Annotated in this window: 17 protein-coding genes and 1 rRNA gene; 3 read left to right on the forward strand and 15 right to left on the reverse strand. The window is 52.9% G+C overall.

Annotated elements, in window-relative coordinates:
* Positions 1-2 precede the first annotated feature (2 nt).
* From lpxA to rpsB, 13 genes are all read right to left on the reverse strand, one after another.
* Positions 3-773 (reverse strand): acyl-ACP--UDP-N-acetylglucosamine O-acyltransferase, encoded by a 771-nt coding sequence (gene lpxA, locus HUF19_RS12390; protein ID WP_260996913.1) that lies wholly within the window; start codon positions 771-773, stop codon positions 3-5.
* Positions 770-1,234, reverse strand: coding sequence for a 3-hydroxyacyl-ACP dehydratase FabZ (gene fabZ / locus HUF19_RS12395; RefSeq protein ID WP_260996914.1), 465 nt, complete (start codon positions 1,232-1,234; stop codon positions 770-772). The genes lpxA and fabZ overlap by 4 nt, the downstream gene beginning before the upstream one ends.
* On the reverse strand, positions 1,234-2,262 hold the full coding sequence (gene lpxD / locus HUF19_RS12400; protein WP_366516510.1) for a UDP-3-O-(3-hydroxymyristoyl)glucosamine N-acyltransferase: 1,029 nt from the start codon (positions 2,260-2,262) through the stop codon (positions 1,234-1,236). The genes fabZ and lpxD overlap by 1 nt, the downstream gene beginning before the upstream one ends.
* Before the next feature lie 12 nt (positions 2,263-2,274).
* Complete coding sequence (locus HUF19_RS12405) at positions 2,275-2,772, reverse strand: OmpH/Skp family outer membrane protein (RefSeq protein WP_260996915.1); 498 nt, start codon at positions 2,770-2,772, stop codon at positions 2,275-2,277.
* A 34-nt stretch (positions 2,773-2,806) separates the two neighbouring features.
* Positions 2,807-5,365, reverse strand: a complete 2,559-nt coding sequence (gene bamA / locus HUF19_RS12410) for an outer membrane protein assembly factor BamA (protein ID WP_260996916.1) — start codon at positions 5,363-5,365, stop codon at positions 2,807-2,809.
* Between the two features lie 32 nt (positions 5,366-5,397).
* Positions 5,398-6,738, reverse strand: a complete 1,341-nt coding sequence (gene rseP, locus HUF19_RS12415; protein ID WP_260996917.1) for an RIP metalloprotease RseP — start codon at positions 6,736-6,738, stop codon at positions 5,398-5,400.
* A complete protein-coding gene (gene ispC / locus HUF19_RS12420) occupies positions 6,735-7,928 on the reverse strand; it encodes a 1-deoxy-D-xylulose-5-phosphate reductoisomerase (RefSeq protein ID WP_260996918.1) in 1,194 nt (397 codons plus the stop codon). The genes rseP and ispC overlap by 4 nt, the downstream gene beginning before the upstream one ends.
* Complete coding sequence (locus tag HUF19_RS12425; RefSeq protein WP_260996919.1) at positions 7,925-8,770, reverse strand: phosphatidate cytidylyltransferase; 846 nt, start codon at positions 8,768-8,770, stop codon at positions 7,925-7,927. The genes ispC and HUF19_RS12425 overlap by 4 nt, the downstream gene beginning before the upstream one ends.
* Complete coding sequence (uppS, locus tag HUF19_RS12430; protein WP_260996920.1) at positions 8,763-9,530, reverse strand: undecaprenyl pyrophosphate synthase; 768 nt, start codon at positions 9,528-9,530, stop codon at positions 8,763-8,765. Before uppS ends, HUF19_RS12425 begins: the two co-directional genes overlap by 8 nt.
* Before the next feature lie 13 nt (positions 9,531-9,543).
* Complete coding sequence (gene frr / locus HUF19_RS12435; RefSeq protein ID WP_260996921.1) at positions 9,544-10,101, reverse strand: ribosome recycling factor; 558 nt, start codon at positions 10,099-10,101, stop codon at positions 9,544-9,546.
* A gap of 2 nt (positions 10,102-10,103) precedes the next feature.
* Complete coding sequence (gene pyrH / locus HUF19_RS12440) at positions 10,104-10,838, reverse strand: UMP kinase (RefSeq protein ID WP_260996922.1); 735 nt, start codon at positions 10,836-10,838, stop codon at positions 10,104-10,106.
* A 225-nt stretch (positions 10,839-11,063) separates the two neighbouring features.
* Positions 11,064-11,918, reverse strand: coding sequence for a translation elongation factor Ts (gene tsf, locus HUF19_RS12445; protein WP_260996923.1), 855 nt, complete (start codon positions 11,916-11,918; stop codon positions 11,064-11,066).
* A gap of 84 nt (positions 11,919-12,002) precedes the next feature.
* Positions 12,003-12,752 carry a 30S ribosomal protein S2 gene (gene rpsB, locus HUF19_RS12450; RefSeq protein ID WP_260996924.1) on the reverse strand — a complete coding sequence of 250 codons (750 nt, stop codon included), beginning with the start codon at positions 12,750-12,752 and terminating at the stop codon, positions 12,003-12,005.
* Positions 12,753-13,100: 348 nt separating this feature from the next.
* On the opposite strand from rpsB, the gene map reads away from it, so the two are divergent.
* The 3 genes from map (at position 13,101) to HUF19_RS12465 (ending at position 17,520) form a co-directional block, all read left to right on the forward strand.
* Complete coding sequence (gene map / locus HUF19_RS12455) at positions 13,101-13,880, forward strand: type I methionyl aminopeptidase (protein WP_260996925.1); 780 nt, start codon at positions 13,101-13,103, stop codon at positions 13,878-13,880.
* Between the two features lie 3 nt (positions 13,881-13,883).
* Entirely contained in the window at positions 13,884-16,577 is a 2,694-nt protein-coding gene (gene glnD, locus HUF19_RS12460; protein WP_260996926.1) for a [protein-PII] uridylyltransferase, read from the forward strand.
* Positions 16,578-16,677: 100 nt separating this feature from the next.
* On the forward strand, positions 16,678-17,520 hold the full coding sequence (locus HUF19_RS12465; protein WP_260996927.1) for a pirin family protein: 843 nt from the start codon (positions 16,678-16,680) through the stop codon (positions 17,518-17,520).
* Between the two features lie 83 nt (positions 17,521-17,603).
* Here the strand turns inward: HUF19_RS12465 and HUF19_RS12470 are convergent, their stop codons facing one another.
* Complete coding sequence (locus tag HUF19_RS12470) at positions 17,604-18,989, reverse strand: DEAD/DEAH box helicase (protein WP_260996928.1); 1,386 nt, start codon at positions 18,987-18,989, stop codon at positions 17,604-17,606.
* 133 nt (positions 18,990-19,122) lie between these two features.
* Positions 19,123-19,238 (reverse strand): 5S ribosomal RNA (gene rrf, locus HUF19_RS12475).
* Positions 19,239-19,270: the final 32 nt, after the last annotated feature.

Below are 19,270 nucleotides of genomic sequence, written 5' to 3' on the forward strand. Positions count from 1 at the left end.
GATTATCGGATAATGCCTCGTGTTGCTGCTTCAACGCTGTTCACCAGCAGACGTACACCTTCATCCTGTGCAGCCAGAGGCTGCAACTCTGCAATGGCTTCCGCAGTTGTCAGGCTGCTGCGATACAGAGTTTTGTAGGCATTGCGAATAGCCATGATGCTTTCTTTGGTAAACCCGCGACGACGCAGGCCTTCACTGTTAATACCATGGGGTTTGGCTGGATTTCCCTGCGCCATAACATAGGCAGGAATGTCCTTCAGAACGATAGTCCCCGTGCCACACATTGAGTGCGCACCAATCAGACAGAACTGGTGAACCTGGGTTGCTCCCCCCAGAATTGCCCAGTCGCCGATTTTCACGTGTCCGGCAATATTGGTGTCGTTGGCGAGAATACAGTTATCACCAATAATCGCATCATGGGCGACGTGTACGTTCACCATAAACAGGTTATTACTGCCGATGATGGTGGTACCGTTATCCTGAACGGTCCCGCGGTGCAGAGTACAGGCTTCACGAATGACGTTGTTGTCACCGATCACCAGAGTCGTCGGCTCACCTGCGTACTTCTTGTCCTGACACTCTTCACCAATACTGGCGAACTGGAAAATCCGGTTATTTTTGCCAATGGTTGTCGGGCCACGGACCACAACGTGTGGTCCGATAATGGTGCCATCACCAATTTCGACGTTTGCCTCAACGATGGAATATGGGCCTATTTCAACGCCCTCACCGATAACGGCGGACGAATCAACGATGGCAGTTGGGTGAATCATGCTTGCTCCAGCTCTTGCTCTGCGCAGGTAATTACCGCTGCACAGGCTACTTTATCATCCACCAGAGCACGACAATCAAACTTCCAGATACCTCGGCGTCCGCTCATGAAACGCGCTTCCAGAATAATCTGATCACCAGGAACAATCGGACGCTTAAAGCGGACATTGTCTGCACCGGCAAATAAATACAGGGTTGAAGGGGTTTTCTTATCGCCCAGCATGGTGAGGCCCAGCAGACCAGCTGCCTGAGCCATAGCTTCCAGCGTGAGTACGCCGGGCATAATTGGCTGTGCCGGAAAATGTCCGTTGAAGAATTCTTCATTAATGGTGACATTTTTCAGAACACGGATTACGGCGCCATCCTCGGCGTCGAGGTCAACCGACTGAATCCGGTCAACCAGTAAAAATGGATAACGATGCGGCAGAAGACTCTGGATCTCCTGAATGGTATGCGCTGACATCAAGCTTTACCTTCGTGGCGTTTTTCTAACTGTTGCAGCCTTTTGGCCATAGAATCCAGTTGTCGGAAACGCGTCGCGCTACGGCGCCAGTCCTGCAGTGGCATCTGTGCGGTACCCGATGCCCAGGCGCCCGGTTCAGTAATTGACTTACTGATCAGTGCCATCCCAGCGATATGCACACCATCACAAATTTCCAGATGCCCGGCAATGCCGGCACCACCAGCAATAGTACAGCGGGCGCCAATCGAAGCACTGCCAGCAATGGCGGTGCAGGCGGCTATCGCCGTTCCATCACCGATCTGCACATTGTGTGCGACCTGGATCAGGTTATCGAGAATCACGTGATTTCCGATAACCGTATCACCCAGTGCTCCACGGTCAACACAGGTATTGGCGCCGATATCGGCGTCGTTACCAATGCGTACCCCACCGAGCTGCGCAATTTTATGCCAGCGGCCTTTGTCCGGCGCAAAGCCGAAACCGTCAGCACCAATTACGGCACCGGAATGTACCTGCACCCGCTCCCCCAGCACCACATCGTGGTACAGGGTAACATTGGCGCGCAGCAGGCAATCACGGCCCAGCACACAATGATCACCGATCACGGTATTAGCGCCGATTTCACAACCGTCGCCAATCACACAATGCTCACCGATCACCACATTAGCAGCGATGCTGACATCCGCCCCCAGAGTTGCACTGGCAGCCACCACCGCAGAGGGGTGTACGCCACGCACAGGCTGCGGACGGTTATCAAACATCTGGGTCACGCGGGCAAAACTTAGGTAAGGATTGGCCACCACCAGAGCGGCACCTTTAACACTCTCAGCGTCTTTGGCACCGACAATCACCGCCCCCGCATTGCTGTCTGACAGCTGACTGCGGTAGCTGGGATTGGCCAGGAAGCTGACATCGGTCGCCGTTGCATCTTTCAGGGTATTCACCCCACGGATCACGGTATCGGCATCACCAATCAGTTCGGCTCCCAGTCGCTGAGCCAGTTCACCTAAGCTTAATTGCATCGTCATGTCCCAAATCGCTTACTTGGCGTTCAAGCGTTCCAACAACAACTTGGTCAGATCCGTTTTTGGTGATGAATAAATCACCGCACCGGACTGAAGCACCACATCATAACCGCCCTCATCAATGATTGCTTTAAGCAACTTTTCAAGTTGAGGCAACTGTGTTTGGAAAAATTCGCGCTTCCATTTCTGCTCCAGCTGTTGCAGCTTGCGCCCATAGAATTTGTATTCTGTGGATTTCTGTTCGTAATCATTGGCCAGCTTACGACGTTCATCATCGCTCATCACGTCGCCGTCTTTCTCGGTCTTTTCTTTCAGCGCCAGCAGGTCTTTTTCCAGACCTCTCAGCTTTTCAATGTCAGTTTTGTTGTCTGCTTCAAACTGCGCAACCGACACCTTGGCTGCATCAGACAGGAACAGGGCGCGCTCCATATCGACTACCGCGACCTTTGCCACACCTTCTGCTGCTGCAACCTGCACACACAGTGCCGCTACTACTGCAATAAACCAACGCATCCCAGACTCCTTATTTATTTTGTTGTTTGTACAATCAGAAAACCTGTCCCAGCGAGAACTCGAACCCTTCTGTACGGTCGCCGCGTTTTTCATTCAGCGGTACCGAATAGGTGAAGGTCAGAGGCCCGATCGCCGTAATCCAGGTCAGCCCTACCCCGGTGCTTAAACGCAACTCAGCCAGATCAATTCCCTCATTACAATAAGGGTGCTTGGTGAGCGTCGGCACATCAGCATCGTAAGGCACATAGCATTCACTGGTGAATGCATTTCCCGCATCAAAGAACAGAACACTGCGCAGTGAGCGGCGATCTTCAATAAAAGGCAGCGGGAAAATCAGCTCAAGACTGGCTTCGGCCAGAACGTTACCGCCCAGCGCCCGCTCACTCTCAAGGTAGTAAGGTGCGGTAACCACCGAACCATCACTGTTGGTTTCATATTTTGGTTTGTACTGGTTGCTGTTGCTGACCAGAACCGCCGCACCGTCTTCATCGGTTTTATACACCACGGTTGGCGCGGAGGTATCCACCACCGGACGACCCAGCTCATCGGTTTCATACACAACATTACCATCAGCATCGGTCTGTACCACACTGACCGGCGCATATTCAGGCAAACCTTTGGGGCCGAGACTGTTGGAGCGGAAACCACGCACCGAGCCAATGCCACCGGAGCGGAAGTTTTTGAAGAACGGCAGGCGCTCCAGATCACCAAAACCATCGCCATAACCCAGATCGGTACGCAGACGCAGCGCCCATTCTTCAGCAATCGGGAAGTAATAGTTAGCGGTGTAACCCAGTTTAAAGTACGTCAGATCGCTGCCCGGCACAGAAACGTCCGCAGACAATTTATGCTCGGTACCGGCGGTCGGGAACAGACCACGGTTAAGGTTGTTATAACGCCAGTTCAGACCCAGGGTGTATTCATCAAAGTTATCACCTTCTGTCTCCAGGAAGTCGACGATCTCCGCGGGTACCGTGGTGCCTTCAAACATTTCGGTATTGGCAAAACCCACGGAGAAGGACAAACGCTGACGACTGGAGATCGGGTAGCCGAAGGTTACGTTACCGCCTTTGGTGTTGGTCTGGTAATCACTGACCGTATTCAGGCTGGCGTAATCGGTTTTACGGTAGAACAGGTTAAAACCACGGCTCACACCATCAATGGTGTAATACGGATTCAGGTAAGAGAAGTTGTATGACTGTACGGTGTTGTTTTTCTGCACACCAAGCGACATACGGTTACCGGTACCGAAGAAGTTATTCTGACTGACGCTGGCGCCGATAATCATACCGCTGCCGCCGGCGTAACCGATATTGAAGTTCAGACTGCCGCTGAGTTGTTCTTCAACGTTGTAATTCACGTCAATCAGATCGTCGGAGCCCGGAACTGCAGGTGTCTCGACGTTGACGGTTTTGAAGAAACCCAGCTGGTTCAGACGGTTTTTACCGGCATCAATTTTATCGGTCGAGGCCCAGCCACCTTCCATCTGCAGCATTTCGCGACGCAGTACTTCGTCTTTGGTGCCTTCGTTACCGGTAAAGTTAATACGACGCACGTAAGTACGCTTGCCCGGCTCAACAAAGAAGGTCAGATCGACGGTTTTCTCGTCATCGTGAATTTTCGGAATGCCATCAACCTTGGCAAAGGTGTAACCATCGTTGCCCAGACGCTTGGACATCAGATCGCTGGAATAAGTGACCAGCTGACGGGAGAAGGTATCGCCCGTTTTAATCAGTTGCAGGCGGGTAAACTCGGCTTCATCCAGTACCAGGTTACCGGCCATTCTGATGTCTTTCACCGAATATACATCGCCTTCGGTGACGTTAACGGTGATATATACCCCTTCTTTATCCGGCGATACGGATACCTGGGTAGATTCGATGTTAAAGCGGATATAACCACGGTCCAGATAGAAGGAGCGCAGCTTTTCCAGATCGCCGGATAATTTTTCACGGCTGTATTTGTTGTCGCTGGAATACCAGGACCAGAAATTACTGGTCTGCAGCTGGAACTGCTTCAGCAGTTCGTCATCGGAGAACGCTTCGTTACCGACGATATTGATATGCTCGATGGTGGCGACGCTGCCTTCTTCGACATGAATCTTAAGCGATACGCGGTTACGCGGCAGACGCACCACTTCGGTTTCAATACCGGCATCATAACGGCCCTGCGCCACATACTGACGTTCCAGTTCCAGCGAGATGCGCTCCAGAGTAGAACGCTTGAATACCAGACCTTCCGCCAGACCCGATTGCTTCAGACCATCCAGCAGCATTTCTGTCTGAATCGCCTTGTTACCGTCAATTTCAATACCGGTAATGGTCGGCAATTCGACCACCTGCACAATAAGCACATTGCCATCACGCAGCAGCTGCACATCATTGAACAGAGCGGATTTGAATAAACGTTTGGAAGCCGTGACCAGACGGGCAGAATCCACCCGATCGCCGACATTCACCGGAAAGGCTTCGAATACCGTACCGGCAGACACCCGCTGCAGACCTTCAAGGCGGATATCTTCAACGACAAAGGATTCGGCACGGACGATGGACGACAGAAACCCCAGAAAAAGCGTAAACAGCAAAGAACGCATGTAAATAGTTATCCAAGCAACTCGGCAATCAACTACAGCCGACTTATATCGTTGTAAAAAGCAACCAGCATCAGGCTTAACAGCAGGAATAAACCGAACTGCACGGCAATGATCTGAACACGTTCTGGCAGAGGTCTGCCGCGTATTACCTCTACGAGGTAAAACAGGATATGCCCGCCGTCCAGCATGGGCACCGGCAACAGATTCAGCACCCCAAGGGAAATGCTTAACAGCGCCAGAAATCCGATAAAGGCTTCCAGCCCCCCGGAAGCCGAATCGCCGGCTACTTTAGCAATGGTGATAGGCCCACTCAAGTTCTTTACCGACACATCACCCAGCAGCATTTTCCACAGCGAATCAAGGGTAAAGACAACCAGGTCTATGGTTTTGTTCACGCTCAGCAACAAACCCTGCACAACACCCGCATGGCTGGTACGTACCCAGTCTGACGGAATTTCCGGTGCCACCACTCCGGCGCCGACAAAACCGATAACCGAGCCATCATCCAGTGTTTTACTGCCGGGCGTCAGAGTCATATCAAGCAGAGCGTCATTTCGCTTCAGTGTCAGCTGCAAAGCCTTACCCGGCGCGGCACGGACATGTTCAACCCAGTCGTACCAGTCGGCAACAGCGCTGCCATTGATTGCCACGACGTGGTCACCGGGCTGAATACCCGCCGCCGCTGCCGCACCACCCGGCTGAACTTCACCGACCACGGCCGGAATATCCAGCCGCCGAGGTTCAATGCCCAGTCCGGCCAGCGGGTCCGGAACTTCCTGATCGGTCAGCCAGTTATTCAGCTGTAACCGGGTTGAACGCTGAGTGCCATCGGCGCTTTTCAGCGTCATGCGGATATCGGCATCTTCCCCAAGAAAACCGACCAGCTGCCAGCTGACTTCCTGCCAGGTCGTGGTTTCGTGATCATTAACAGCAACAATCTCATCACCACTGCGCACACCGGCAACCGCCGCAACCGAGTCATCAGCAACAGTACCGACCACAGGTACAAAGCCGCTGGTGCCGGACACAAACAGCAACCAGTAAGCCAGCAAGGCAAAAATAAAGTTGGCAATCGGACCTGCCGAAGCAATGGCAATCCGTGCCCAGGGCGACTTGCGGTTAAAAGCCTGATCAAGCAGATGCTCCGGTACCGGCGCCTCGCGCTCATCCAGCATTTTTACGTAGCCGCCCAGTGGAATCGGGGCAACCGCAAACTCAGTGCCGTGCTTATCGGTAAACGACCAGAAAGGCTTACCGAAACCAACAGAAAAACGCAGCACCTGCACACCACAACGGCGTGCTACCCAAAAATGACCAAACTCATGGATCACCACCAGCAGGCTGATGGCAATAATAAAATACAGTAACGTCACGCGTTCACTCTCCCGTTAGCGACATCCAGCTGTGCGACTGCACAGTCACGCGCCCACTGATCTGCCGCCATCACATCTGCCAGATGCTGAATTGGCTGCACATCATGCCGGGCCATAACCCGGGCAATCAGGGTTGGAATAAAACTGAACGCTATTTGTTCCCGCAGGAAAGCCTCTACCGCAATCTCGTTGGCGGCATTCAGTACCGCCGGCATAGTGCCACCAGCGCTGAACGCTTCTTTTGCCAGTCGCAGGCAGGGAAAGGTATCTTCGTCCGGCGGGGTAAAATCAAGACGAGCAATATTAAACAGATCCAGCGACTGCACACCCGCATCAATACGCTCAGGCCAGGCCAGGCCATAAGCGATCGGCGTACGCATATCCGGCTGCCCCAGCTGGGCAATGACCGAACCGTCACAGTACTGCACCATAGAGTGGATAACACTCTGCGGATGCACCACGACCTGCACATCATCGGGCACACAGTTAAATAAGAAACAGGCTTCGATCAACTCCAGCCCCTTATTCATCAGGGTGGCGGAATCGACGGAGATTTTCTGTCCCATCGACCAGTTAGGATGAGCCACCGCCTGTGCTGGTGTAACGTTTTCTAATTCTGCGGCCGTGCAGCCGCGGAAAGGTCCGCCGGAGGCCGTCAGCAGGATTTTACGAATGCCGTGAGCGCTGAAGTCACCGCCATAGTTGTGCGGCAGCGCCTGAAAGATCGCGTTGTGTTCGCTGTCAATCGGCAACAACGTGGCACCGCCGGCACGTACCGCCTGCATAAACAGCGGACCAGCCATGACCAGACTTTCTTTGTTGGCCAGCAGCACCCGCTTACCGGCTTCCGCCGCGGCCAGTGTTGGCAGCAACCCGGCCGCACCAACGATGGCGGCCATGACCTGATCAACCTCCTCGGCTTCAGCAACCTCCACCAGCGCGCGGGTTCCGCTCAGAACCGTGGTCTCGCAGCCACAGTTCAGCTGCGCCTGAAGACGCCGAGCAGCTTCGCTGTCTGCCATCACGGCATAGCGGGGAGAGAATTCGCGTACCAGTGCCGCCATTTCATCGGCACGGGTAGCGGCGGTCAGCGCAAAAACCTGATAGCGCTCAGGGTGGCGCCGAACGACGTCCAGGGTGCTCTGACCAATCGAGCCAGTAGCACCCAGCACGGTAATCTGGCTTGTCATCCAGCCAGACCCCAGTCGAGAATCAGCATAAAGAAGGCAAATACAGGAACGGCCGCCGCCATGCTGTCAATGCGGTCCAGAACACCGCCATGGCCCGGCAACAGGGAGGAGCTGTCTTTGATACCACGGTGGCGTTTCATCATGCTTTCCACCAGGTCACCCAGCACAGAAATCACCATGGTGATCACGGTGATAGCCAGCAGGCGCCAGGCATCGTGCAGATCCATCGGCTGCACCCAGGTATGGATACAGGCACCGAATACCAGCGCAACCAGCAGCGTGGTTACCAGACCACCCCAGAAACCGGCCCAGGATTTACCCGGACTGACATGCGGCGCCAGCTTGGTATTGCCCCACTTTTTACCGGCAAAGTAAGCACCGGTATCGGCGCCCCAGACGATCAGCATGACATACACAATCAGCAGCGAACTGTGTGGTTGCTGTTTGAGGTGCATAAAGCCAACCCACATCGGCACCAGTACACACAGACCCAGCAGCGCACGGACAGGACGCGCCGCCCAGACATCAGTACCGCCCGGATATTGTTTAACCAGTGCAAAAGCAACCACCCACCAGAGCGTACCGGCAGCAAGGTAATAAATCAGATACTCTTCATATTCGCGCAGAAAGCGCGCGCTGACATAGAGACAGGCAAACACCACAAAGGCGTACAGAATACGGCTCCAGTTTTTCTGGTAACCGGCAATATTTGCCCATTCCCAGGCACCAATGGTGGCGATGGCAGCAATAAAAATTGCGAATTCTTTCAGCGGCAGAAAAAAAATGCCGATGATCATCAGGGGAGCCAGCACCAGTGCTGTCAGTACGCGTTCCTTAAACACCTTGTTTCACTTCCTCTAACTGGTCGTCCGTGCGGCCAAACCGTCTTGTCCGGTCTGCAAACGCAGCCAACGCTTTTTGATATTCTTCTTCTTTGAAGTCCGGCCAGAATGCATCGGAAAAGTAGTACTCCGAATACGCTGTCTGCCACAGCATAAAATTACTGATGCGCTGCTCGCCTCCGGTACGGATCAACAAATCCGGTGCCGGTAAGTCACTCAGCCAGGTATAACGATGAAAGAGCTGCTCATCGATATCCTGTGGCTGTAATTTTCCATCCTGCACATCCTGCGCAATACGTTGCGCAGCCTGAGCAATATCCCACTGCCCGCCGTAATTGGCCGCGATGACCAGTGTCATTGCGTCGTTATTGGCGGTCAGCTTTTCCGCATCGGCAATCAGCTGCTGGATTTTGCCGGAAAATCCCTGCAGATCGCCCATTACCCGCAAACGCACATTGTGACGATGCAGTTTTCTGACTTCCCGCTCCAGCGCCACCACAAACAGCTGCATCAGCGCGCTGACTTCATTCGCCGGTCGCCGCCAGTTTTCACTGCTGAAGGCAAACAGCGTCAGCACTTCAACACCGGCACGTGCCGAGGTTTCCACCACGGCACGTACGGCATCGACACCAGCTTTATGGCCAGCCACTCCGGGCATAAAACGGCGCTTAGCCCAGCGGTTATTGCCATCCATAATAATGGCAACATGGCGCGGCACCTGGCCCTGAACGGCCTGCGTATCATCAATACTGGTTGACATAAAATTTGCCGGTTTATACCTGCATCAGGTCTTTTTCTTTGGTTGCCAGTGCGGCATCCACGTCGGCAATAAATTTATCGGTCAGCTTCTGAATCTGATCGTCGCTGCCACGCAGCTCGTCTTCAGAGATCAGTTTTTCTTTCAGCAGGTCTTTTGCTTTGCCGTTAGCATCACGACGGATATTACGGATCGCAACACGGCCTTTTTCTGCTTCAGCACGGGCCTGCTTAATATAGGTTTTACGGGTTTCTTCAGTCAGGGCTGGCATTGGCAGACGAATAGTATCGCCGTTGGTTGCCGGGTTCAGGCCCAGGTCGGATTTCAGAATGGCGCGTTCAATCTGTGGCACCAGATTCTTTTCCCACGGGTTGATCGCCAGGCTGCGGCCATCTTCAACAATGATGTTAGCAACCTGAGAAATCGCAGTCGGCGTACCGTAGTAGTCGACCATGACACCATCCAGAATGGACGGGTTAGCACGGCCGGTACGGATTTTCTTAAAAGACTCCAGCATCGCCTGCAGACTTTTATCCATGCGCTCTTCGGCGTCTTTTTTAATATCGTTAACCATCGTTATTTTTCCTCACTCACGATCAGGGTGCCGTCATCGCCACCTGTCATCAGGCGGGCCAGCACTCCGGACTCATTCATATCATAAACACGCAGTGGCATGTTATGGTCACGGGCCAGACAGATCGCGGTTAAATCCATAACACCCAGCTGCTTTTCCAGCACTTCCTGATAGGTCAGGCAGTCGTATTTTTCAGCATTCGGGTCTTTCTTCGGGTCGGCAGTATACACACCATCGACGTTGGTTGCCTTCAGAACAACATCGGCATTAATTTCGATACCACGCAGACAGGCTGCGGAGTCGGTGGTGAAGAACGGGTTACCGGTACCGGCCGAGAAAATCACCACATCACCACCTTCCAGCGCACGGATGGCACTGCGGCGATCGTAGTGGTCAACCACGCCACTCATCGGAATGGCCGACATAACGCGGGTCGGCATATTGGCACGCTCCAGAGCATCGCGCATGGCCAGCGCGTTCATTACCGTTGCCAGCATGCCCATATGATCTCCGGCAACGCGATCCAGACCCGCTTCGCTCAGCGCTTTGCCGCGGAACAGGTTACCGCCGCCAATCACCAGACCGATCTGTACACCAATACCACGCAGCTGGCCGATCTCAAGCGCCATGCGGTCGAGTACTTTGGGATCGATACCAAAATCCAGCTCGCCCATCAGGGCCTCACCACTGAGTTTCAGCAGAATGCGTTTGTACTTGGGACTTTTTTGCTCGGCCATGGAGATCTCCAGATAGATAATAAACTCGGCAACAGGCAGACCCGCCTGACTGTTGCGTTACGGGATGGGCACCCCGCCCTGCGGCACAAACCGCCGCTAATACTTGGCGTATCAACAGACACCAGACAACCGCGTTAGTTGCCTGACGTCAAATACAAATATGCCGGGCGAGCCCGGCATATCATAGGGTATTCAACCGCTGGTTATCCTACCCTGTGCTTACAATCAGCCTTTCAGCTGTGCAGCAACTTCAGCAGCGAAGTCTACTTTCTCAACTTCGATACCTTCACCTACTTCCAGACGCAGGAAGGAAACCACTTCAGCACCGGCTGCTTTAGCCAGCTGAGCGATGGTCTGCTCTGGGTTCTTAACGAACGGCTGATCCAGCAGGCTGTTTTCTTTCAGGAACTTGTTGATACGGCCAACCATCATTTTTTCGACGATTTCGTCTGGCTTGCCAGCCATATCTGGCTGCGCCTTGATGATTTCTTTTTCTTTCTCAACAACTTCAGCTGGCATATCTTCTGCGCGCACAACACGTGGGTTAGCAGCAGTTACATGCATTGCGATGTCTTTAGCCAGTTCTTCATTACCAGCGGTCAGGGCAACGATACAGCCCACTTTACCGTTAGAGTGCAGGTAAGCACCCAGAACCGGAGCTTCCAGAACAGACGGACGACGTACAGTGATGTTTTCACCGATTTTCTGAACCAGAGCCATACGGGCTTCTTCCAGCTCACCTTCCATCAGTTTGGCAACGTCAGTTTCTTTGGTAGCAACCAGTTTGGCCAGAACAGTGTCAGCAAAAGCAGAGAAGTTTGCATCGCCGGCAGCGAAGTCAGTTTCAGAGTTAACTTCAACAACGAAAGCAACGCCATCTTTAACTTCGATACGCAGTTTACCTTCAGCAGCAGCACGGTCTGCTTTTTTAGCTGCTTTCAGACCAGAGTTTTTACGCAGGTTTTCAATCGCCAGATCGATATCACCGTCGGTTTCAGCCAGTGCTTTTTTGCACTCCATCATGCCCAGACCGGTACGTTCGCGCAGTTCTTTAACCTGAGCAGCAGAAATATTTGCCATGTGTGTAATCCTCTATCAGTTAACTTGTCAGTAAATTGCACCTAAAAAAAAGGGGGCAAGCCCCCTTTTTCCGAGCGTCTGAGATTACTCAGCTGCTTCCTGTGCCGGCGCTTCTTCTGCTACTTCGACGAATTCGTCTGCAGCCACACCATTTTGCTGCTTGCCTTCCAGTACGGCGTCTGCGATTGCAGAAGCGTAGATCTGGATAGCACGGATAGCATCGTCGTTACCTGGGATAACGTAATCGATACCGTCTGGGTTAGAGTTGGTATCAACCACACCAATAACCGGGATACCCAGCTTGTTGGCTTCCTGAACAGCGATACGCTCATGGTCAACGTCGATCACGAACAGTACGTCCGGCAGACCGCCCATTTCCTTGATACCACCGATAGAACGCTCCAGCTTCTCCATTTCACGGGTACGCATCAGAGCTTCTTTCTTGGTCAGCTGTTCGAAAGTACCATCGTTTTGTTGCGCTTCGAGGTCACGCAGACGCTTGATAGACTGACGGATGGTTTTGTAGTTGGTCAGCATACCGCCTAACCAGCGGTGTGCGACGAAAGGCATGCCGGAACGCTCAGCCTGCTCTTTCATGATCTTACCTGCAGCGCGCTTGGTACCAACAAACAGAACTTTGTTGTTACGGGCAGCCATAGACTCAACCAGTTTCAGCGCGTCGTTCAGCGCAGGAACGGTGTGCTCCAGGTTGATGATATGAATTTTGTTGCGGGCGCCGAAAATGTACTTGCCCATTTTCGGGTTCCAGTAACGGGTCTGGTGACCGAAGTGTACGCCTGCTTTCAGCAGGTCACGCATGCTTACTTGTGCCATGATAACTACCTTAATAAGTTGGGTTAGGCCTCCACGTACCCATCTCTCCGACCCTTGCCATCTCTGGCCGGGCACCCCGGATCAACGTTGCGATACGTGTGTGTCATTTACATGGAACGGATCAGTCCGTTTCACGGCGATTTTTTCGCGGGCGCTTTATACCACTTTTACCCGCCGGACGCCAGCATTAAACAGCCCTTAAGCGCCCCACGGCAGCCGCTGAACAGCCCCAGTCACAGGTACAACTTCCGATTGAGGTTAACTATGAAGACCATTGGTTCAATACCGCGGCCACAACCAGTACAATAACGGCCTAAACAAGTCTGATGAACAGGTAAACGACTCCCCATGAGTGTCATCATCAAGTCCGCCGAGGACATCGAGAAAATGCGCGTTGCCGGCCGTCTGGCTGCCGAAGTACTGGAAATGATCGGTCCTTATGTAAAGCCCGGCATTTCTACCGGCGAACTGGACCGCATCTGCCATGACTATATTGTGAATGTTCAGCAGGCAATCCCGGCTCCGCTTAACTATCGCGGTTTTCCCAAGTCGATCTGCACCTCAATCAATCAGGTGATCTGCCACGGCATTCCCAGCGATGACAAGATCCTGAAGAAAGGCGACATCATCAATATCGATATCACCGTGATCAAAGATGGTTACCACGGCGATACCAGCAAGATGTTCTTTGTTGGCGAAGCAAGCCCGGCCAACCAGCGTCTGGTGGAAATTACTCAGGAGTGTCTGTACCTGGGTATCGATCTGGTCAAACCCGGTGCCCGCCTGGGGGATATTGGCCATGTGATTCAGCAGCACGCCGAAAGCAACCACTATTCCGTCGTACGCGAGTACTGCGGACACGGCATTGGTACCGTCTTCCACGAAGAGCCACAGGTGCTGCATTACGGCCGTCCGGGCACGGGCCTGGAGCTGAAAGCCGGTATGATTTTCACCATTGAGCCAATGATCAATCAGGGCACCCGTTTTAATAAGCTGATGAAAGATGGCTGGACCGTGGTCACCAAAGACCGCAAGCCGTCTGCTCAGTGGGAGCACACCATTCTGGTAACGGAAACCGGCGCAGAAGTGCTGACCCGTCGTCAGGAAGAAACCCGGTTCGGACAATAATCCATGGATGCTGTGGCGCCTGCGTTACCGTCGATCGACTCGCAGCAGTTACTGGCTGACCTGCAGGCTGCGGTTTCTCCGCTGCCGGTGGTCAAGCCAGTCCTGAAGCGTATTCAGGAAGAAGCCCACGCTTATTTCCGCGCCACGCTGGATGCCAGCACACTGGTACCGCTGCGGGCCCGGCTGATTGATCAGATACTGCAGTGTCTGTGGCAGAACAGCCGCTTACCCGCCACCGACCTCGCTCTCGTCGCTGTCGGTGGTTACGGCCGTGGCGAACTTCATCCTCATTCCGATATTGATGTGCTGCTCCTCGCCCGCGATGAAGAAGCCATCAATGCCAACAGCGAGGCCCTGCAGGGCTTTATCACCCTGCTGTGGGATCTGAAGCTGGATGTTGGCCACAGCGTGCGCACACTGGATGAATGCGTCAGCGAAGCCGAGAAAGATCTCACCATCATCACCAATATGATGGAAAGCCGCTCACTGGCTGGCGACACAGAGCTGCACCAGCTGCTGAAACAGGCGACCGCTGCCGATAAAATCTGGCCCGCTCAGGCATTCTTTAATGCCAAGTGGCAGGAAGTGCAGGCCCGTCACCGCAAGCACAACGATTCGGAATACAACCTCGAACCCAATGTTAAAAACTCTCCCGGTGCATTGCGCGATATCCAGACCATTACCTGGGTGACCATGCGCCACTTTGGCCAGGGCAGTCTGCTCGCCCTGCAGGATAAAGGGTTTCTGACACCGTTTGAGTTTGAGCGTCTGGAGCGCAGCCGCCATTTTTTATGGCAGGTACGCTACGCCCTGCATATGCTCGCCGGGCGTGAAGAAGACCGTCTGCTGTTTGACCTGCAGCGCGAAATCGCCGAGTTACTCGGTTTTGCTGATGATAAAAAGTTACTGGGCGTAGAGCGCTTTATGTCGCGCTTCTACCGCAACCAGCTGGCAACGACCGAACTGTCTGACCTGTTGCTGCTGCATTTCAACGAAGACTTTATGAAATGCGACAAGGTCAATGAGATAGAAACCCTGAATGAATATTTCGTTCTCTGTAATGGCTATCTGCAGTTAATCGACAAAGATCTGTTTAAACGCGAGCCGGGTTGGCTGCTGCAGGTATTCCTGCTGATGGCCAAAACACCACAGGCCAAAGGCATTCACTCCGATACCATCCGTGCCCTGCGTGATCACCGCAATCTGATCGATGATGAATACCGCGCCAACGCCGGACACAATCAGATATTTATGCAGCTGATGCGCAACCGTTCGCGCGTAGTCCGTGAGCTGTCACGCATGATGCGCTACGGCATTCTTGGCCGCTATATTCCGGAATTCGGCCATATTATCGGCATGATGGAACACGACCTGTTTCATATTTATACCGTCGATGAACACAGCTTCCGCATGATGCGTTTTCTGCGTCATCTGCGCTTTGGCGATGTGCGCGAGCGCTTCCCTATTGCCTCACGCCTGATTCATAAAGTGCAGAAAAAAGAAATTCTCTATCTGGCCGCCCTGCTGCACGATACCGGTAAAAGTATTGAAGGCGATCACACTGCCAACGGCGGTGACATCGCAGCCGCCTTCTGCCGCCAACATAATTTACGCCCGACCGACAGCCATATGGTGGCCTGGCTGTGCGCCTCCCATCTGGTAATGTCGCAGGCCTCACAACGCCTGGATCTGAATAATCCGGATGACATTCACCAGTTCGCGCTGGAAATGGGTGACCAGAACCACCTTGATCTGCTTTATCTGATTTCCGTTGCCGATATTGTCAGCACCAATCCGAAATTATGGACCAGCTGGCGCGCAGAGCAGATGCGTGACCTGTACCGCAATACTCAGGCTGCGCTGCGCCGCGGTCTTGGCAATCCAATTAATAAAGAAGACTGGATCGAAGAAATTCAGCAGGAAGCCATCAGCAAGCTCACCGCCAAAGGTCTCAGCGAAGAACGTATTCTGCAGATCTGGGGCGAACCCGGTGATGATTATTTCCTGCGCGAAGGAATCGATAATATTGTCTGGCAGACACTGGAAATTCACGCCCACGGCAGCAGTAATAAACCACTGGTTTCCATTCGTCCGACATCAGACCGTCAGTTTGAAGGTGCAACGCAGATCTTTATTTTCATGAAAGATCAGCTGAATTTATTTGCCGCCACAACCGCGACACTGGATCAGCTGAATCTGAATATTCAGGATGCCCGCATTATGACCTCTGAGCAGGAACATAATGCCGTCGATACCTACATCGTACTGGATGAAAACAACGAACCGATTGAAGATCCGCAGCGCATAGAAAAAATCCGCGCCACCCTGATCGAAGCCCTGTCACACCCGGAAGACTACTCCACCATTATTCAGCGCCGTACACCGCGAGCCCTGAAACAGTTTCAGGTGGAAACCCAGGTTTCCATGAGTAATGACCCGGTAATGCAGCGTACGGTACTGGAGGTGATTGCCGCCGACCGCCCGGGCTTACTGGCCCGCATGGGCGCTATTTTTGCCGAATTCGGCGCCCAGATGCAGGGCGCGAAAATTCTGACGGAAGGTGAGCGTGTGTCGGATATTTTCTTTATCCTCAACGCTGATGGCCAGCCATTCTCTGATGCTGAGCAATGCCACAAACTTCAGGATGCCATCATCCACGGCCTGGAAGAGCAGGTAGAAGCACAATCTGCCGTATAACTCGAAAGGTTCAGTCGAAAAATAGCGCTCATTTTTCGACTGAACTCAGGCTAGAGTATCTCTGCTAAATACATCTGAAAAAGGTGCAAGGAGATATCCGATGAACGAACGCCAACTGCAACACATTATTCCCAGTCACCCAACCTCCGATGGCGATGGTGTAAAAATCCGCCGCGTCGCCTTGTTCGATCAGCCGGTAGCCGACCCTTTTCTGATGCTCGACGAACTCTCTTCCGATAACCCGGATGATTTTATCGGCGGCTTTCCGCCACACCCGCACCGTGGCATGGAAACCTTGACTTATCTGCGTCATGGCAGCCTGGAGCATCGCGACCATATGGGCAACCGCGGCATGATTAATAGTGGCGGCGCACAATGGATGTCCGCCGGTCGCGGAGTGATTCACAGCGAAATGCCTGCCCGTGAAATGCAACAGCTGCACGGTTTCCAGCTGTGGATCAACATTCCCGCCAAAGACAAAATGCAGGCACCTAAATACCGCGATGTCAGCGCTGCAGAGATTCCGCTGATCACTCACGGCAATGGTATGCAGGTTCGGATAATTGCCGGTCGGTGGCAGATTGAAGGCAACGACATTCAGGGACCGCTGACGGACCTTGCTGCTCATACCGGTTATCTGGATATTGAATTACCCGCCGGCAGCTCACTCAGCCTGCCGACACCGGCAGAGCAGAATGTCGTCGCTTTTGTTTATCAGGGGCAATTACAGACACAGCCGTTGGCACCAGAAAAGTCACTGCTGGTATTTGGCCAGGGTGAGCAGCTCAGCCTGAATGCACAGAGTGACACAAAACTTCTGCTGTTGAGTGGCAACACGATTGGAGAAAAAATCGTCCATTACGGACCTTTCGTGATGAACAGCATCGAAGAAATTGAACAGGCTATTCAGGACTACAATGCCGGACGCTTTGGCCGCGACTGAACGCTGTCTCGCAGAGAGCGGACAATAAAAAAGGGCCATGAGGCCCTTTTTTATTTATACAGCGTTATGCTGAGTGCTAAACCTTACGCATCCGGGGATGGCTTTTTACGCTTAATAGGAGCAAAACCTTCAGAATCCATCAGTGTACCTGTTGCTTTAGGACGACTCGGACGCGGACCCAGTTTCTTTTTCTCCGACACATTTTTCTTACTGCCTTTAGCTCCGGCACCTTTAGCCCCGGAACCTTTAGCTGCCACTGTTTTTTTACCAGCCTTTGGCTTTTTCTTGGCTCCGGCCGCCTTGCCGGACGACTTCAGTTTTTTCGGACCGCGATAGCTGCCTTTTAATTCCGGAATTTCGCGGGACTCCATCAACTGCTGCAAATAACGCTCAATAGAGGCCTTCAGATTCCACTCATGGGCAGCAATCAGACTGATGGCTAAACCGGTTTTTCCGGCACGACCTGTACGGCCGATACGATGAACATATTCATCACCTTTGCGCGCCAGATCGTAGTTAATCACCAGATCCATCCCTTCAACATCCAGACCACGTGCTGCAACATCAGTGGCGATCAGGATGTTGCGCTTACCTTCACGCAGAGACTGCATCACATAGTTACGCTCGTCCTGGGTCATATCGCCATGCAACATAGCAATACCGTTACGGTGACGACGCAGGAACTCATTCAGACGCTGTACTTCAATGCGTTTGTTCACAAAGATAATGGCTTTGTCGTAAGTTTCATTGGCCAGCAACCAGACCAGCAAGCGGTCTTTGTGAGCATTATCGTCCGCCAGAATGCGTTGCTGGCGAATATACTCATGCTGATCCTGCACAGTATGAGTGGTGATTACTTCCGGCTCTCGCAGCATGGCACGGGCAATACGGCCAATACCTTCATGACGCAGCGTCGCAGACAGCATAAAGGTCTGCCGGTCTTTATTTGCATGTGAAACCACCAGATTCATGTCTTCAGCAAAGCCCATATCCAGCATGCGGTCTGCTTCATCCAGAACCAGAAACTCCAGGTCCTTAAGTTCCGCTGTACCACGCTTGATATGGTCAACCAGACGACCCGGTGTAGAAATAATAATTTCCGGGTTTTTACGCAACACCGCAGCCTGATATTTGAATTCGTCACCGCCAGTCAGTAAACCGACATTCAGATGAGTCAGATCAGCGAATTGCTGAGCCGTTTTAAAGACCTGACGGGCCAGTTCCCGTGTCGGCACCATGACCAGTGCACGGGTCGCGGCATTCGGCGCCGCTGCTTTATTCAGCAAAAGCTCCATGATCGGCAACAGATAAGCCAGTGTTTTACCACTACCGGTTTCCGCACAGACCTGAACATCCTTTCCAGCCAGTGCCAAAGGAAGCATCAGCTCCTGAACTTCAGTCGGGGTAGAAATATTAAGTTGTTCCAGGCCGGTCAGCAGACGGGCATTAAATTCGATATTGGCAAACAAGGGATTACTCTCACGTGTAAACGAAGCTGCAGTATAACAAAAGCCAGGCATCACCACCGTTTAAGTTATCGCAGGTATTTTTCAGACAAAGAAAAACCCCCGCCAGCTCAGCTGACGGGGGTTTAGAATAAGAGCTTGACGATGACCTACTCTCACATGGGGAAGCCCCACACTACCATCGGCGATGCTGCGTTTCACTTCTGAGTTCGGAATGGATTCAGGTGGTTCCACAGCTCTATTGTCGTCAAGCAAACCTTTATGAAGCTGGTCGTCTTACGCGT

The sequence above is a fragment of the Thalassolituus hydrocarboniclasticus genome (genome assembly GCF_025345565.1).
GTDB lineage: Bacteria > Pseudomonadota > Gammaproteobacteria > Pseudomonadales > Oceanobacteraceae > Venatoribacter > Venatoribacter hydrocarboniclasticus.

Excerpts from the sequence above, each read along its gene's own strand:
- lpxA (WP_260996913.1), bottom strand. The coding sequence starts at position 773 with ATGATTCACCCAACTGCCATCGTTGATTCGTCCGCCGTTATCGGTGAG.
- map (WP_260996925.1), top strand. The coding sequence starts at position 13,101 with ATGAGTGTCATCATCAAGTCCGCCGAGGACATCGAGAAAATGCGCGTT.
- uppS (WP_260996920.1), bottom strand. The coding sequence starts at position 9,530 with ATGTCAACCAGTATTGATGATACGCAGGCCGTTCAGGGCCAGGTGCCG.
- tsf (WP_260996923.1), bottom strand. The coding sequence starts at position 11,918 with ATGGCAAATATTTCTGCTGCTCAGGTTAAAGAACTGCGCGAACGTACC.
- ispC (WP_260996918.1), bottom strand. The coding sequence starts at position 7,928 with ATGACAAGCCAGATTACCGTGCTGGGTGCTACTGGCTCGATTGGTCAG.
- glnD (WP_260996926.1), top strand. The coding sequence starts at position 13,884 with ATGGATGCTGTGGCGCCTGCGTTACCGTCGATCGACTCGCAGCAGTTA.
- frr (WP_260996921.1), bottom strand. The coding sequence starts at position 10,101 with ATGGTTAACGATATTAAAAAAGACGCCGAAGAGCGCATGGATAAAAGT.
- lpxD (WP_366516510.1), bottom strand. The coding sequence starts at position 2,262 with ATGACGATGCAATTAAGCTTAGGTGAACTGGCTCAGCGACTGGGAGCC.
- pyrH (WP_260996922.1), bottom strand. The coding sequence starts at position 10,838 with ATGGCCGAGCAAAAAAGTCCCAAGTACAAACGCATTCTGCTGAAACTC.
- fabZ (WP_260996914.1), bottom strand. The coding sequence starts at position 1,234 with ATGTCAGCGCATACCATTCAGGAGATCCAGAGTCTTCTGCCGCATCGT.
- rpsB (WP_260996924.1), bottom strand. The coding sequence starts at position 12,752 with ATGGCACAAGTAAGCATGCGTGACCTGCTGAAAGCAGGCGTACACTTC.
- bamA (WP_260996916.1), bottom strand. The coding sequence starts at position 5,365 with ATGCGTTCTTTGCTGTTTACGCTTTTTCTGGGGTTTCTGTCGTCCATC.
- HUF19_RS12465 (WP_260996927.1), top strand. The coding sequence starts at position 16,678 with ATGAACGAACGCCAACTGCAACACATTATTCCCAGTCACCCAACCTCC.
- HUF19_RS12405 (WP_260996915.1), bottom strand. The coding sequence starts at position 2,772 with ATGCGTTGGTTTATTGCAGTAGTAGCGGCACTGTGTGTGCAGGTTGCA.